Origin of the sequence: Streptomyces sp. NPDC050416, from assembly GCF_044458845.1 — a bacterium.
Classification (GTDB): Bacteria; Actinomycetota; Actinomycetes; order Streptomycetales; family Streptomycetaceae; genus Streptomyces.
The window spans coordinates 212403-227508 of record NZ_JBITII010000003.1 but is presented as its reverse complement, the minus strand read 5'-3'; the positions used below and the strand labels follow the sequence as shown (position 1 = coordinate 227508).

Sequence of the window (15106 nt, the reverse complement as noted above, 5' to 3'; positions counted from 1 at the left end):
GCGCACCGGGAGACGTGCGGGGCTTGAAAAGATCGGCATAACCCGGATGCGGTCGGGTAGCCGCGCGCCCATGGCTCCACCACAGAGAAGCCCACTGAGAAGTCCGGAACCCATATCCCAGGCCGCCTCCAGGCCCACACGCCGGTCGCTGCTCGCGGGGGTCGCGGCGCTCGGCGCGCTGGGTGCCGCGGGATGCAGCCGTGTGGCCACGGCGTCGAGCACCGAGGGCGGTGACCTGCTCGGCCGGCTCCGGGCGGCGGGCGTCGTCCGCCTCGGCATCGCCGGTGAGATCCCGTTCGGCTTCATCGACAAGAACGGCGAGTTGACCGGTGAGGCACCGGAGCTGGCGAAGGTGATCTTCAAGCGCCTCGGCGTCGACCGGGTCCAGCCCGTGCCGACCGAGTTCGGCTCGCTCATCCCGGGCCTGAACTCCCAGCAGTTCGACGTCGTGGCCGCCGGGATGTACGTCAACCCCGAGCGCTGCGAGCAGGTCATCTTCTCCGACCCCGACTACCAGATGCTCGACGCGTTCATCGTCCGCAAGGGCAACCCGAAGGGGCTGCGCAACTACAAGGACATCGTCGAGAAGAAGGCGAAGTTCGCCACCGGGACCGGATACGCCGAGATCCAGTACGCCGTCGAGGCGGGGTACAAGGAGAGCGACATCCTCATCGTCCCGGACCAGGTGGCGGGGCTGAACGCCGTCGAGGCGGGCCGCGTGGACGTGTTCGCGGGTACGGCGCTCACCGTACGCGAGGTGGTGAAGAAGTCCGCCAAGGCGGAGGCCACCGAGCCCTTCAAGCCGATCGTGAGCGGCAAGCCGCACGTCGACGGGGGCGCCTTCGCGTTCCGGCCGACCGAGACCAAGCTGCGCGACGCCTTCAACGTCGAGCTGCACAAGCTCAAGAAGAGCGGCGAACTCTTCCGCATCCTCAAGCCGTTCGGTTTCACCGAGGCCGAGATGACGGATCTGACCGCGAAGGAGCTCTGCGGCGGATGACCTCGGGACTCTGGGAACTCGTACTGAAGGGCGTCTGGGTCACGATCCAGCTGCTCGTGTGCAGCGCGCTGCTGGCGGCCGCTGTGTCCTTCGTGGTCGGCGTCGCGCGCACCCACCGGCTGTGGATCGTCCGCTTCCTGGCGGGCTTCTACACCGAGGTGTTCCGCGGGACCTCGGCCCTGGTGATGATCTTCTGGGTGTTCTTCGTGTTGCCCCCGGCCTTCGGCTGGCAGCTGGTGCCGCTGTGGGCTGGCACGCTGGCGCTCGGCCTGACCTACGGGGCGTACGGCTCGGAGATCGTGCGCGGCGCGCTGACCGCGGTCGACCCGGCGCAGCGGGAGGGCGGGATCGCGCTCAGCTTCACACCCTGGCAGCGGATGCGGCTGATCCTGCTGCCGCAGGCGGTGCCGGAGATGATCCCGCCGTTCTCCAACCTGCTCATCGAGCTGCTCAAGGGCACCGCCCTGGTGTCGATCATGGGCATGGGCGATCTGGCGTTCAGCGGCAACCTGGTGCGTCTGGCGCTCCAGGAGAGCGCGGAGATCTACACGTACATCCTGCTCATCTACTTCGTGATCGCCTTCCTGCTCACCCGGGTCATGCGCGGGCTGGAGAAGAGGCTCAAGGCGGGTGTCGGGAAGAAGCCCGACAGCAAGACCCGGGCGCCTGAGCCGGTCGTGGTGGAGGCGGTCCGATGAACTGGGACTGGAGCGCGGTCTCCGACTTCATGCCGGACTTCTGGAAGGGTCTGCTGGTCACCCTTCAGATCCTGGTGATCGGTTCGCTGGTCTCGTTCGTGCTGGGCCTGGTGTGGGCGCTGCTGATGCGGCTGCCGACGCGCTGGGTGACCTGGCCGGTCGGCGTCGTCACGGAGTTCGTCCGCAACACCCCGCTGCTGGTGCAGCTGTTCTTCCTCTACTACGTGCTGCCCGAGTGGGGCCTGACCTTCTCGGCGCTCGCCACGGGCGTCTTCGCGATCGGGCTGCACTACTCGACGTACACGATGCAGGTCTACCGCGCCGGTATCGAGGCCGTGCCGGTCGGCCAGTGGGAGGCGGCGACGGCGCTGAACCTGCCGCTGCGCCGGACGTGGACCGCGGTGATCCTGCCGCAGGCGGTGCGCCGGGTCGTCCCCGCGCTCGGCAACTACGTCATCGCGATGCTCAAGGACACGCCCATGCTGATGGCGATCTCCGTGCTGGAGATGCTCGGCCACGCGCGCCTGTTCTCGCAGGAGCACTTCCAGTTCACCGAGCCGCTGACGGTGATCGGCGTGGCCTTCATCGTCATTTCCTATCTGGCCTCCCTTCTCCTGCGAGCCCTGGAGCGACGCCTTGCCCACTGACACTCTCCCCAACCCCGAGAAGAACCCCGCCAGGAGCACCGGCGAGCTGATCCGGCTGGAGCAGGTCACCAAGCGGTTCGGGAGCAACACCGTCCTGGACCACCTGGACTTCTCCGTCGACGCCGGCAAGCACGTCACCCTGATCGGGCCGTCCGGGTCCGGCAAGACCACGATCCTGCGGCTGCTGATGACCTTGCTCAAGCCCGACGAGGGCACGATCACGGTCGACGGGCAGAAGCTGTTCCCGGCCTCCGACAAGGAGGTGCGGGAGGTCCGCAAGAAGATCGGGATGGTCTTCCAGCAGTTCAACCTGTTCCCGAACATGACGGTGCTGCGGAACATCACCGAGGCACCGGTCACCGTCCTCGGCATGTCCAAGGACGAGGCCGTGGAGCGGGCCAAGGGCCTGCTGGACCTGGTGGGCCTGTCCGACAAGTGCGACGCGCACCCGGCGCAGCTGTCCGGCGGGCAGCAGCAGCGGGTGGCGATCGCCCGGGCGCTGGCCATGCGGCCGCAGGTGCTGCTCCTGGACGAGGTGACCTCCGCACTCGACCCGGAGCTGGTCGCGGGCGTCCTGGACGTGCTGCGGGACATCGCCCGCTCCACGGACATCACCATGCTCTGTGTGACCCACGAGATGAACTTCGCCCGGGACATCTCCGACCAGGTGCTGATGTTCGACTCGGGCCGGGTCATCGAGTCGGGCCCGCCGGAGAAGATCTTCAGCGAGCCGGAGCACGACCGCACGCGGGAGTTCCTCAGCGCAGTGCTCTGACTACAGCGCGTGACCAGGCAGAACGTCCGGACCCAAGGGCTGGGGCATGCTTCTGGCATATGCCAGAGGATCGATACCCCAGTCCGGGGGCCCGGGAATCTTGTCAACCCCCGCTCTCCGCAGGGTGTTTGCCGGTTAACCTGGAAGAGGTTCACTGACCGGATTACGGCCCTAACAGCAAGCGCAGGGGGAGACCACCGTGGCGCTGAAGCACGAGCCGCCGACCACCCCGTACCACGCGGCCCAGGAAGCCCTGCGCGTCCTGGAGACCGTGGCGCGGAGTTCCACCGGAATCATCGACGCCGAGCTCGCCCGGCACACCGGCATCGGACCGGAGCGGCTGACCGCGCTCCTGCGCATGCTGCGCCGCGAGGGCTACGTCGAGCAGATCGCCGACGGCGCGTACGTCACGGGCGAGACGCTGGCCCGCCTCGGCTCCGCCCAGCACCGCGAGCAGGCCCTGCGCGACAAGCTCCAGCACACCCTCGACCGGCTGCGCGACTCGGTCGGCGCCGCCGTCTACATGAGCCGGTACGTCGACGGCGAGATCAGCGTCACCCAGTACGCCGACAGCCCGGCCACGCCCAAGGTCAACGAGTGGGTCGACTTCCGCTCCTCGGCCCACGCCACCGCGATCGGCAAGAGCCTGCTCACCCAGCTCGACCACGCCGGCCGCCGCGACCACCTCGCCCGGCACAAGATGGCCCGCCTCACCTCGCGCACCATCACCAGCGACCGGCTGCTGCTCTCCCGGCTGGAGTCCCAGCCGCCCACCGTGCCCGTCCTGGACCTCCAGGAGTACGCGGTCGGCACGGTCTGCGCGGCCGTCCCCGTCACGGCCGGCTCCTCCGTCGGCTGCCTGGCCCTGTCCCTCCCGGTCGAGCACGCCCACCGGCTCCGCCAGGCCGCGGACGCCCTCAACCGCAACGCGGCCCCGGTCCTGCTGTCCATGGCGATCTAGCTCCTGCTGCGGTGGTCGGAAGCACCCCGGAGGACCGGGTATTATTTTCTCCGTCGCCGCCGCGAGAACGCGCCACGCGGAACGCGGTCGGCGGGAGTCATGCGCCGCTAGCTCAGTTGGTTAGAGCAGCTGACTCTTAATCAGCGGGTCCGGGGTTCGAGTCCCTGGCGGCGCACCGGTGAAGGGCCTCTCGTGGGAGCGGGAGGCCCTTCGGCGTGTTCGAGATCCTCCCTGGTCAGCGGGCGGTACGCGCGCTCCCCCGGCGGCCGCCACCACACCGGGTCCGCGCACCTGAGGCCCTCCCTCCGTAACGCCGCCCGATGGATCTTGTTCGTGGCCGTCACCGGCATCCGCCCCACCACCCGCACGAACCGGGGCGCCATCTTCGTCCCCAGGTCGGGCTGGGCGAGCAGGAACCGCGCGAACGCCTCCGGGTCGAAGGTCCCGGCGATCGTCGCCATCACCTGGTCCCCGGTCACCGGATCCGGCACCGCGTACACGGCGACGGCGGCGGCGCCCTCGTACCGGGCGAGGATGTTCTCGATCATCGCGGCGGCCAGGTTCTCGCCGTCGACGCGGAGGCGGTCGTCGGTGCGGCCGGCGAAGTAGAGGTAGCCGTCGGCGTCCCGGTAGAAGAGGTCACCCGTCCAGTACCAGCCCTCCCTGCGCCGCTCCGCCTCCGCCGCCGGGTTGCGCCAGTAGCCCTCGAAGGGGCTGGGTCCCTGGTTGACCAGTTCGCCGATCGCCTCGTCCCCGTTGAGCAGCCGCCCCGCCGCGTCGAAGCGGGCCGGCGGGCACTCCTCACGGCTCTCCGGGTCGAGGACGACGAGCCCGGGTGCCGCCCGGCCGACCGCGCCCGGCGGCGTTCCCGGCGACCACTGCACCGCCGCCCCGCCCTCTGAAGAGCCGTATCCCTCCACCAGCCGCACCCCGAACCGCCGCTCGAAGGCCGCCACGTCCACCGCGCCCGCCTCCGTGCCGAAGCCGAGGCGGAGGGGGTTGTCGCGGTCGTCGGGGCGCGGCTCGGTGGCCAGGACGTACTGGATCGCCCGGCCGACATACGTGAAGTACGTCGCCCCGTATCGGCGTACGTCCGGCAGGAAACGGGACGCCGAGAAGCGCCGGCGCAGCGCCACGCCCGCCCCGGTGACGAGTGCAGGCGCCCAGCCGGCGATCACCGCGTTGCCGTGGAACAGCGGCATGCAGAGGTAGTGCACGTCCTGCGGCCCCAGGGCGAACTGGCCGGCCAGGGAGCGTCCGGCGGCTGCCAGGCGGCCCTGGGAGCAGAGGGCGGCCTTGGGCGCGCCGGTCGAGCCGGAGGTGAAGTAGAGGAGGAAGCGGTCGCGTGGGGTGGCGCGGGAGGCGTCCGGGTGTGCGCCGGAGTAGGGGGCGAGGAGGCCGGCGTACTCCTCGGTGTCCGTCACCAGCATCCGCACGCCGGGCAGGTCCAGGCCCCTGAGCAGCGGCAGGTGGGTCCGCTCGGTGACCAGGATGCGGCACTCGGTGTGCAGGATGTCGCGGGCGAGTTCGGCGCCCCTGCGGGTGGGGTTCACGCCGGCGACCGCCACCCCGGCCAGGGCCGCCGCGCCCAGCCACAGAGGGAACTCGGGGGTGTTGTCGAGGAGCACCCCGATGTGGGGCTCGGCGTCCGGCGGCAGCAGGTCGGTGAGCAGGGCCGCCCGGGCCGCTGCTCCGGACGCCACCTCATGATGGGTCAGGACCTCTTCCTCGCACCACAGCCCCGGCCGGTGGTCGCCCCACCGGTCCCGTACGAGTTCCGCGACCGTACGTCCTGTGGACTCCATGGGCCGCAAGGTAGCTGATGCACCGTCAGATGTGGAGGGCCGCCGTGGCGTCACACCACGGTGAACATGAGATGGACGATCACCATGAACACCAGGCAGAAGACGATGAACACGCCCAGAAACACCGCCGCGCAGCCCGTGCCCGCCGCGAGCCTCCCCCGTGCCGGCGCGTGGGCCGTGGCGCGCTCGGGGCGGTCCGGCAGGTAGTACACGGTGACGATGTCACCCTCCACGGTCGTCGCCGGACCGTTCGCCTCGTCGAAGCGGATCACGCGGGCGTCGTGTGCGGTGAACTCGTAGACGTGGTGCAAGGTGGTCCGCACACTGGTGTCACCGCCGCCACTCGTCGTCGTGTAGGCCCGCAGACACCGCGCCTGGGACATGAACCCGCTGTTCCAGGCGCTGCTCACATCCTGCGCGCGGCGGGCTGTCCCGGTCAGGGCGAAGATCGCCAGGGCGATCATGAGTGCCGGTACGACATAGAAGAAAGCCTGGAATACCGCCATGGTGCCCCCCGATCTCCCGCACGGTCGCGATCGGCCGGCATGGGGAACCTACCCACACCGGCCGCACCGCCGCCTCAGGAGAACCTCAGAAGGTCACGTCCGAGCACGCGTAGAACGCGTTGCCCGTGTCGGCGATCGTCCACACCGCCAGGATGACGTGGTGGCCGCTCAGCCCGGACGGCAGTCTGCCGCTGTGGGAGAGCGTGGACGGGGGCCGCTGGCCGTTGTACGGCACGGTGAAGAACGGCGTGAGGTTGAGGTCGGACCGGGCCAGGTTGTGGTTCTGGTTCCAGCCCGGCTTGGTGATGTAGTACTTGAAGTCGGTCGTGGCATGCATGGCCGTGAACTGCCAGCGGAACGTGTAGGTCTGGCCGCCCGTCACCTTGGTGGTGGGCCAGGCCCCGCCGGACGGCGTCCGCGGTGCGCTGAGCGGGCTGAACTGGCCGAGGCCGGCGTTGCATATCTGTCCGTCGGCCGGGCCGGAGGCCGGGAAGCCCTTCGGGCCCTCGACGCTCTGCGGTTCCCATTGGATCGGCCCGCAGTTGGTCACGGTGCCGTTCTGGCAGAGCTTCTGCCGGCTGACGGGGAGGTCGGTGTAGCCGTGGCCGCTGGCGCCGCCGGAGGAGAGTACGAGGGCTCCGGTCGTGGCCAGTCCCACCGCGGCTGCGGACAACTTGGTCCTAGTGCGCATGCTGCCGCTCCTGGTGAACGTGGGGGAGGTGCAGTGAGCTGTGCAGGTAGGTCTAGACCAAGTCTGAGAGTAAGGACATCAGTTGAACATGTCCATACCAATCACGGAGTTGTTTCTCCCCGGCCCGCGCAGAACGCCACCGTCAGGTCCTTCACCAGCGCCTTCCGCTCGTAGTCGTCGAGTTCGACCAGCCCCCGCATGGTCAGCCGGGTCACCGTGTCCTCCACCGAGTCCACGACCGAGGTGAGCACGCTCGCCCGGTGCTGGGCGTCCAGCGCGGCGATGCGGCGGCGGTGCATCGCGGCGGCGACCTCGGGGGCGTACTCCACCCGGAGCGGCTGCACGGAGAACACCTCCAGGCCGACCGGCGCAGCGTCAGCCGCCACCAGCCGGGTCAGCGCCTCGGCCGCCGCGTCCGTGGCGCCCCTGGCCCCGCCGGGCATCTCCACCGGCACACGGGCCAGCGCCGCCTCGACGCACTCGCGCAGATACGTCTCGTGGTCCTCGACCCCCAGCGTGGCCCGCGCGGTGTCCCGCATCCGCCACACCACCAGGACGACCACCCGCAGCGCGACCCCGCTCGCGTCGGCGGCCGGCACCGGCTCGCTGCGCCAGTGCCGCAGCCGTACGTCCACCCGGCGGCGCAGCAGCAGCGGGTTGACCCACAGCAGACCCGAGCGCCGGACGGTCCCCCGGTAGCGGCCGAACAGATCCAGCACCCAGGCCCGGCCGGTCCGGCCCCGGGCCAGCCCGCCGAACCCGAACAGCCCGAGCGCCCCGGCCCCCGCGTACGCCGCCCACTGCGCGGGACCGAGCCCGGCCCCGGTGTGCGCGGGCAGCCGCAGCGCCTCCAGCACGAGCGGCGGGAGCAGCCCGGCCCACCAGGAGGTGGCCGCGCACCCGGCCGCCCCGCACACCCCGGCCAGCACACCCGCCGCCCCGGGCAGCACCCGCGCGGGCCGCTCCGCCAGGTCGGGGTCGACCTGCGGTGCCGGGCGCGGTGCCGCGGCCGCCGGGCGTCCGAGGCGCGGCTGCTCCCCCGTGCCCTGCCGGCGGGCGACGACCGCCGGCTTGAGCGGTACCGGCGCCGGGTCGGGGTCGTCGCGGAACAGCAGGTGGACGGGGATCTCGGTGGTGGCCTCGTTCTGGATGAGCCGGGCGGGTCTGACCGGTCCGTCGGCCAGGCCGCCGGCCGGCCCGTCGGGCTCGGACGTGTGGGAAGTGGTCGTACTCATGGGTGCCTCCAGCCTCCGCGCCAGATGCGTCACAACGGTGATCCCCGGTGCCCGGGGTCCGGGCCCCTCCGGGGCGGGCTTCACGAGAAGAGCCGCCGCCAGGTCTCGGGACCCGGGTAGCCGTCCGCCGCTCCGCCCCGCCAGCCCTGGGTGCGCTGGAAGGCCTCGACGGCCCGCCGGTCCGCCTCGCCCCAGCGCGGTCCCGGCCCGACCCGGTAGAACCTGCCGAACCCCTTGCGCACCAGCTGTCTCCCCAGCTGGGTGACGTACGCGTTGCTGGCGCCGGGCCGGAACATCGCCCGGCCCGGGTAGCCGGGGACGCCGTGGGAGGAGGGCGGCGGCCCGACCGCCCCGGCCTTCACGTCCTTGCCCTTGCCGGTGACCAGCAGCTCCCAGGTGCGCGGTCCGGGCAGGCCGTCCGCGTCGGCGCCCGTCCAGCCCTGGGCCAGCTGGAAGGCACGGGTCGCCCGCCGGTCCGCGTCCGTCCAGCGCGGGCTCGGGCCCAAGGCGTAGGAGCCGCCGGCCCCGCGCGCGACCAGCATCCGGCCGAGCAGCGTGACGTACTTGTTGTTCGCGCCGGGGCCGAAATACGCCGCTCCCGGGTAGGGCGTGGCGGCCTGTGCGCCCGGCTTCCCGGCGGCCGGTTCCTTGCCCGGCACGGTCCCCGGCTCCTGTGGGGTGACGCCCTTGTACCGGTAGGGGACGTACTGGTCCGAGTCGTTCCAGTAGGCGTACGGGGTGGACTGCCGGCGGGTGTGCGGGCGGGTCTGCTCGTAGGCGGTGTAGTAGCTGTGCGTGTAGTCCGTCCAGCCGCCGAAAATCACGACGTGCGAGCCGCTCTCCGGGGCGGCCGCATTGTGGAAGAGCAGAATGTCGCCCGGCTGGAGTTCCTCCTTGGAAATCCGCTCACCGTATTGGGTGAGGCTGCCCGTCCATTCGTTTCCGGGCAGCTTCCAGGCCATCGAGACATAGCCCGAACAGTCCTGGCGGTATCCGTCGGACCAGTAGTCGTTCATGCTGTACGGCACCTTCGCGGCGACCCAGGTCTTGGCCCGGTTGATGATCTCCGTACGAGTGATGGCGGTGGGCTTGAGGGTGGCCGAGGGCTTCGCGGGGCGACCGCCGGGGCCGTGCAGCGGGGCCGTGCCTCCCTGGGGGGTGTCGGGCTCGTCACCTGCGGAAACGCCGGGTCGATGGGGTGGTGCGTGCGAGGCGGCCGCAGCCGGTGCGGCGTGGCCCGCGCCGAGCGCCGCCGAGGTCGCGGCGGCCAGGGCGAGGGCACGGCGTGCGGCCGGGTGGGCGGTGGTGCGACCCGCCCAGGAGTGCGGCAGGGCGCGGCGCCAGTGGACGCATCCGGGGCAGTCGCAGTCGCTCGCGGGGTCGAATTCCTCGAATACCGGAGACCTCATGCGAATCCCCTCACACTTCCGGCGGAAAAGGCCGCGCCTGTATCCGTCCGGGCGCGCGTCGTCAGTTTCTCAACTGTCTTCCGCACGCGCATGCTGACGGTCCGAATGATGTACGCGGCGCCACAGGGGACCCCTCTCGGGGCCGGAGCCCGTGGTCCGGAGCACCTCCCGGCGTCCTGTAGAGTTACGACGTCAGCGCGCGCCGCTAGCTCAGTTGGTTAGAGCAGCTGACTCTTAATCAGCGGGTCCGGGGTTCGAGTCCCTGGCGGCGCACAGACGGCAAAGGCCTCTCGCGAGAGCGGGGGGCCTTTCGCATACCCGGCCACAGCCCTGGTGCACTCTGGCCGGAACCCGGCCCACCGCGCGATTGGCCGGATACCCTCTCGCCATGGCAGCGCGTGATCTCCAGGAGCGGATCAAGAAGCTCATCATCGACCGCCGGCTGGCCTCCGGGGCCCCGCTGCCGACCGAGCCCGAGCTGATGGAGTACCTCGGCGCGAGCCGGAACTCGGTGCGGGAGGCGCTGAAGGCGCTCCAGGCCATGGGCATCGTGGAGATCCGGCACGGCTTCGGCACCTACGTCGGCCCGATGTCCCTGGCCCCGATGATCGAGGGCCTCGCCTTCCGCACGGTCGCCGGGCACTACCGGGGCGAGGACTCCCTGCTCCAGCTGCTGGAACTACGGGAGGCGGTGGAGACCGGGCTGGTCTCCCGGCTCGCGGGGCGGATACCGGATGCGGACCTCGTTGAACTGGACGGGCTCGTCGGCCGTATGGAAGAGCAGGCCGCGCGCGGAGCCGGTCTCGCCGAGACCGACCGGGCCTTCCACGCCACCCTCTACCGGGGGCTGGACAACGTGCTGCTGAGCGAGGTCCTGGAGGCGTTCTGGGACGCCTTCCACCGGGTCCGCACCGACCTCGGGGGCGAGCCGCAGGACCCGAAGGTGACCTGCCGGCAGCACCGGGAGATCCTCGACGCGGTCCGGTCCGGTGACTCGATGCGGGCGGAGGAGGCCATAAGAGATCACTTCGGGAACATCCGCGCCCGCCTGTCCACAACCGCTCCACAGGCTCCCCACACCCACCACAATGAACGCGTATGACCGGTAAACGCCGTGTTTCGCACCTTGCGATCATGATGAGCGCCGTAGAACCCTGGTTTTCTGGTTTTTCAAGATGCTGCGGTTTCGCGGCAGTTGGGGGGATTCGGAGCCGGTTGCGCGCCGGGCGGGGGTAGGGGCTCCTGTTCATGAAGCGATGCCGAGGGGGGCATCATGCAACCGGAAGGTCGCGTTGCCGTGTCTATAGGGTGTGGATGACGTGGTGACAGCGACCCACCACTGATACGTCTGTGAAGGTCGAGGGGGACCTGCCGCAGACGGAAGGAAGCGACGAAACACGCGGTGTCCGCGTGTGGGGGGAATGACTCATGACGTCGAGGCCGACGGGCGCCCGGCAGCAGGACCACGACCCGTCCCAGACCACCCAGCTCAGGGTTCCGGCCCATCGGATGAGCACCACGGGGACGTTCCGGCGGATCAAGAAGACGCTGCCGAGATACGACTACGAGCACTACAGCCGGCTCGCGGGTCCCCTCACCCAGCCTGATCCGACCAAGCCCTACAGAGTGCAGTACCGGTCGCTGATCTCGCAGGAACCGCACCGCATAAGAGTCGCCCTGATGCTGGCCGCGGCGCCGGTGCTGTCCGTGGTGCTGCTGGTGTGGCTGCTCCAGCCCGAGCACTGGACCGAGCGCGACTACCCGGCCTTCGACTGGCTGCCCGCGCTCGACATGGTGATGCTGGTCTCGATCGGTCTGATCGAGTTCTTCCGCTGCATGAACGTGGTGTCGAACGCGCACGCCACGCTCGTCGCCCGCGACCCGATCCCGGTGGTGCCCGAGACCGGCACCAGAGTGGCCTTCCTCACCTCCTTCGTGCCCGGCAAGGAGCCGCTGGAGATGGTGACGAAGACCCTGGAGGCGGCCGTCAGGATCCGCCACCGGGGCCTGATGCACGTGTGGCTGCTCGACGAGGGCGACGACCCCGAGGTGAAGGCGGTCTGCGAGCGCCTCGGCGTGCACCACTTCTCCCGCAAGGGCGTCGCCAAGTGGAACCAGGCCAAGGGCCCGCACCGCGCCAAGACCAAGCACGGCAACTACAACGCCTGGCTGGAGGCGCACGGCGACGACTACGACTTCTTCGCCTCGGTCGACACCGACCACGTGCCGCTGCCCAACTACCTGGAGCGGATGCTCGGCTTCTTCCGCGACCCGGACGTCGGCTTCGTCATCGGCCCGCAGGTCTACGGCAACTACGACAACCCGATCACCAAGGCCGCCGAGTCGCAGCAGTTCCTGTTCCACGCGCTGATCCAGCGCGCGGGCAACCGCTACGGCTCCCCCATGTTCGTCGGCACCTCCAACGCCGTGCGCATCAAGGCGCTGAAGCAGATCGGCGGTCTGTACGACTCGATCACCGAGGACATGGCGACCGGGTTCGAGATGCACCGCCACAAGAACCCGGCGACGGGCAACAAGTGGCGCTCGGTCTACACCCCGGACGTGCTCGCGGTCGGTGAGGGCCCCAGCGCCTGGACGGACTTCTTCACCCAGCAGATGCGCTGGTCGCGAGGGACGTACGAGACGATCCTCAAGCAGTACTGGAAGGGCTGGTACTCGCTGCCGCCGAGCAAGCTCTTCAACTACACGATGATGATCATCTTCTACCCGATGTCGGCCCTGAACTGGATCCTGGCGGCGCTGAGCTGCTGCCTGTTCCTGGGCCTGGGCGCCTCGGGTGTCAACATCGACCCGGCGGTCTGGCTGATGCTCTACGGCAACGCCTCCGCCCTGCAGATCGGCCTGTACGTCTGGAACCGCCGGCACAACGTCTCGCCGCACGAGCCGGAGGGCTCCGGCGGTGTGGCCGGCATGGTGATGTCCGCGCTGTCGGCGCCGCTGTACGCGAAGGCGCTGATCGACTCCGTGCTGCGGCGCAAGAGCAAGTTCGTGGTCACGCCCAAGGGTGATTCGGCGAGCCCGGACCGCTGGTTCGGGACGTTCCGCTACCACTGGTACTTCGTCGCGATCTTCGGTGCGTCGATCGCGGCCGGCTTCGTCTTCGGCCACTCGCACCCCGCGATGATCATCTGGGCGACGTTCGCGCTGCTGATCACCGCCTCGCCGGTCTTCGCCTGGCGCTGGCAGCTGCGGCAGGACGCGAAGAAGCCCGCCGCTCCCGCCGCGGAGCAGCCGCAGGACCCTGCGGGGCCGCACCGGACGCAGCCGCTGCCCATCCAGCAGCCGTCGGCGGCGCACGCCCCGCAGCACAAGCCCGGTTGGGCCGCCACCCCTGGCGCAAACGGGGAGGTCGGGGGGACCGACCAGACCATGCAGATCGCCCTTGGTGGACTTGGGGGACGTAAGGAATGAACGACCGTGCAGGCCGCCGCCGGGCCCGTCGACTCGCGATCGGCACGGCGGTGGTACTCGCGCTGGCCGGGATGAACGGGCCGTGGCTCTACCGCTTCAGCACCGAGAAATACCACCAGTACACAATCAACAAGCCGGAGTACAAGGCCGCGAACGGCAAGTGGGAGATCATCGAGTTTCCCGAGGAGTACCGGCAGAACACGATCCACGCGGCGCTGCTGCGCACCGGCAAAGTGCTGCTCGTCGCGGGGTCGGGCAACAACCAGGACAACTTCGACGCGAAGAAGTTCGACACGCGGATCTGGGACCCGGTCAAGGGCACCATCAAGAAGGTCCCCACGCCCAGCGACCTGTTCTGCACGGGCCACACCCAGCTCGCCAACGGCAACCTGCTGATCGCGGGCGGCACCAAGCGGTACGAGAAGCTGAAGGGTGACGTCACCAAGGCCGGCGGCCTGATGATCGTCCACAACGAGAACCCGGACAAGCCGATCACGCTGCCTGCGGGCACGAGGTTCACGGGCAAGGAGAACGGCAAGACCTTCGTCTCGAAGGACCCGGTGCTGGTGCCGCGCGCGAAGAAGGTCTTCGACAAGGCGACCGGCAAGTTCCTGCGCAACGACCCCGGCCTCGGCCGGATCTACGTCGAGGCGCAGAAGCGGGGCAAGAAGTACGAGACGGGCACGCAGGACAACTACCGCGTGCACGGCCTGAAGGGCGCCGACGCCAAGAACACCTACGGCATCGCGCAGAAACTCGCCCTCGACAAGAAGGACTTCCAGGGCATCCGCGACGCCTTCGAGTTCGACCCCGTGGCCGAGAAGTACATCAAGGTCGACCCGATGAAGGAGGCCCGCTGGTACCCGACGCTCACCACCCTGAGCGACGGGAAGATCCTCAGCGTCTCCGGCCTCGACGACATCGGCCAGCTGGTCCCGGGCAAGAACGAGGTCTTCGACCCGAAGACCAAGAAGTGGACCTACACCGACAAGGTCCGGCAGTTCCCGACCTACCCGGCGCTGTTCCTCATGCAGAACGGCAAGGTCTTCTACTCGGGTTCCAACGCGGGCTACGGGCCGGACAACGTGGGCCGCGACCCGGGCGTGTGGGACGTGGACACCAACAAGTTCACGAAGATCCCCGGCCTGAGCGACCCCAAGCTGATGGAGACGTCCGGCACGGTGCTGCTGCCGCCCGCGCAGGACGAGAAGTACATGGTGATCGGCGGCGGCGGTGTCGGCGAGTCCCAGGAGTCCAGCGAGAAGACCCGGATCGTCGACCTGAAGGCCGACAACCCGCGCTTCGTGGACGGCCCGTCGCTGGACAAGGGCACGCGTTACCCGAACGCCTCGATCCTGCCCGACGACAGCGTGCTGATCTCCGGCGGTTCGGAGGACTACCGGGGCCGCGGCGACTCCAACATCTTCGAGGCGCGCATCTACGACACGGAGAAGAACGACCTCCGGCGGGTCGCCGACCCGCTGGTGGGCCGCAACTACCACTCCGGGTCGATCCTGCTGCCCGACGGCCGCGTGATGTTCTTCGGCTCCGACTCGCTGTACGCCGACGAGGCCAACACCAAACCGGGCGAGTTCGAGCAGCGCATCGAGATCTATACGCCGCCGTACCTCTACGGCGACGGGGACCAGCCCTCTCTCTCGGGCGGGCCGCAGACCATCGAGCGCGGCGGGACGGGCACGTTCACCTCGTCGGACGCGGCCAGGATCAAGAAGGCCCGGCTGATCCGCCCGAGCGCCGCCACGCACGTCACGGACGTCGACCAGCGGTCGATCGCGCTGGACTTCAAGGCGTCCGGCGACAAGCTGACGGTGACCGTGCCGAAGAACCGGAACCTGGTCCAGGCGGGCTGGTACATGCTGTTCGTGACGGACGACCGGGGTACGCCGAGCAAGGCGCAGTGGGTCAAGGTGCCGTAGCGATCGGCTG

13 protein-coding genes and 2 tRNA genes are annotated in these 15106 nt (G+C 69.6%); 10 read left to right on the top strand and 5 right to left on the bottom strand.

Going from position 1 to position 15106, the window contains the following annotated elements; all coding sequences use genetic code 11:
- The first annotated feature begins 70 nt into the window (after positions 1–70).
- The 6 genes from ehuB (at position 71) to ACIBL4_RS10605 (ending at position 4256) form a co-directional block, all read left to right on the top strand.
- The gene (gene ehuB, locus ACIBL4_RS10630; RefSeq protein WP_399408460.1) at positions 71–1000 is read left to right on the top strand and encodes an ectoine/hydroxyectoine ABC transporter substrate-binding protein EhuB; all 930 of its coding nucleotides are present in this window, start codon (positions 71–73) and stop codon (positions 998–1000) included.
- Entirely contained in the window at positions 997–1698 is a 702-nt protein-coding gene (gene ehuC, locus ACIBL4_RS10625) for an ectoine/hydroxyectoine ABC transporter permease subunit EhuC (RefSeq protein ID WP_150481052.1), read from the top strand. Before ehuB ends, ehuC begins: the two co-directional genes overlap by 4 nt.
- The gene (gene ehuD, locus ACIBL4_RS10620) at positions 1695–2345 is read left to right on the top strand and encodes an ectoine/hydroxyectoine ABC transporter permease subunit EhuD (RefSeq protein WP_020271736.1); all 651 of its coding nucleotides are present in this window, start codon (positions 1695–1697) and stop codon (positions 2343–2345) included. Before ehuC ends, ehuD begins: the two co-directional genes overlap by 4 nt.
- A complete protein-coding gene (gene ehuA / locus ACIBL4_RS10615) occupies positions 2335–3120 on the top strand; it encodes an ectoine/hydroxyectoine ABC transporter ATP-binding protein EhuA (RefSeq protein ID WP_399408457.1) in 786 nt (261 codons plus the stop codon). Before ehuD ends, ehuA begins: the two co-directional genes overlap by 11 nt.
- 199 nt (positions 3121–3319) lie before the next feature.
- A complete protein-coding gene (locus ACIBL4_RS10610; protein WP_399408455.1) occupies positions 3320–4081 on the top strand; it encodes an IclR family transcriptional regulator in 762 nt (253 codons plus the stop codon).
- 101 nt (positions 4082–4182) lie between these two features.
- A tRNA-Lys gene (locus tag ACIBL4_RS10605) sits at positions 4183–4256 on the top strand.
- Here ACIBL4_RS10605 and ACIBL4_RS10600 read toward each other — a convergent pair.
- The 5 genes from ACIBL4_RS10600 to ACIBL4_RS10580 form a co-directional block, all read right to left on the bottom strand.
- Positions 4222–5886 (bottom strand): long-chain-fatty-acid--CoA ligase, encoded by a 1665-nt coding sequence (locus ACIBL4_RS10600; RefSeq protein WP_399408453.1) that lies wholly within the window; start codon positions 5884–5886, stop codon positions 4222–4224. The two genes, ACIBL4_RS10605 and ACIBL4_RS10600, sit on opposite strands and share 35 nt — an antisense overlap.
- A gap of 50 nt (positions 5887–5936) precedes the next feature.
- Positions 5937–6392, bottom strand: coding sequence for a DUF3592 domain-containing protein (locus ACIBL4_RS10595; RefSeq protein ID WP_399408451.1), 456 nt, complete (start codon positions 6390–6392; stop codon positions 5937–5939).
- A gap of 85 nt (positions 6393–6477) precedes the next feature.
- Positions 6478–7083, bottom strand: a complete 606-nt coding sequence (locus ACIBL4_RS10590; RefSeq protein ID WP_399408449.1) for a lytic polysaccharide monooxygenase — start codon at positions 7081–7083, stop codon at positions 6478–6480.
- A 101-nt stretch (positions 7084–7184) separates the two neighbouring features.
- Positions 7185–8318: an SPFH domain-containing protein gene (locus ACIBL4_RS10585; RefSeq protein ID WP_399408447.1), complete on the bottom strand. Its 1134-nt coding sequence runs from the start codon at positions 8316–8318 to the stop codon at positions 7185–7187.
- An 80-nt stretch (positions 8319–8398) separates the two neighbouring features.
- Entirely contained in the window at positions 8399–9727 is a 1329-nt protein-coding gene (locus ACIBL4_RS10580) for a peptidoglycan-binding protein (protein WP_399408445.1), read from the bottom strand.
- 199 nt (positions 9728–9926) lie between these two features.
- Between ACIBL4_RS10580 and ACIBL4_RS10575 the strand changes: the two genes are divergently transcribed.
- From ACIBL4_RS10575 to ACIBL4_RS10560, 4 genes are all read left to right on the top strand, one after another.
- Positions 9927–10000: transfer RNA gene (locus ACIBL4_RS10575), tRNA-Lys, on the top strand.
- A gap of 115 nt (positions 10001–10115) precedes the next feature.
- Complete coding sequence (locus ACIBL4_RS10570; protein ID WP_399408443.1) at positions 10116–10829, top strand: FadR/GntR family transcriptional regulator; 714 nt, start codon at positions 10116–10118, stop codon at positions 10827–10829.
- A 326-nt stretch (positions 10830–11155) separates the two neighbouring features.
- Entirely contained in the window at positions 11156–13159 is a 2004-nt protein-coding gene (locus tag ACIBL4_RS10565; protein ID WP_399408441.1) for a glycosyltransferase family 2 protein, read from the top strand.
- Complete coding sequence (locus tag ACIBL4_RS10560) at positions 13156–15096, top strand: galactose oxidase-like domain-containing protein (RefSeq protein ID WP_399408439.1); 1941 nt, start codon at positions 13156–13158, stop codon at positions 15094–15096. Before ACIBL4_RS10565 ends, ACIBL4_RS10560 begins: the two co-directional genes overlap by 4 nt.
- Positions 15097–15106 lie beyond the last annotated feature (10 nt).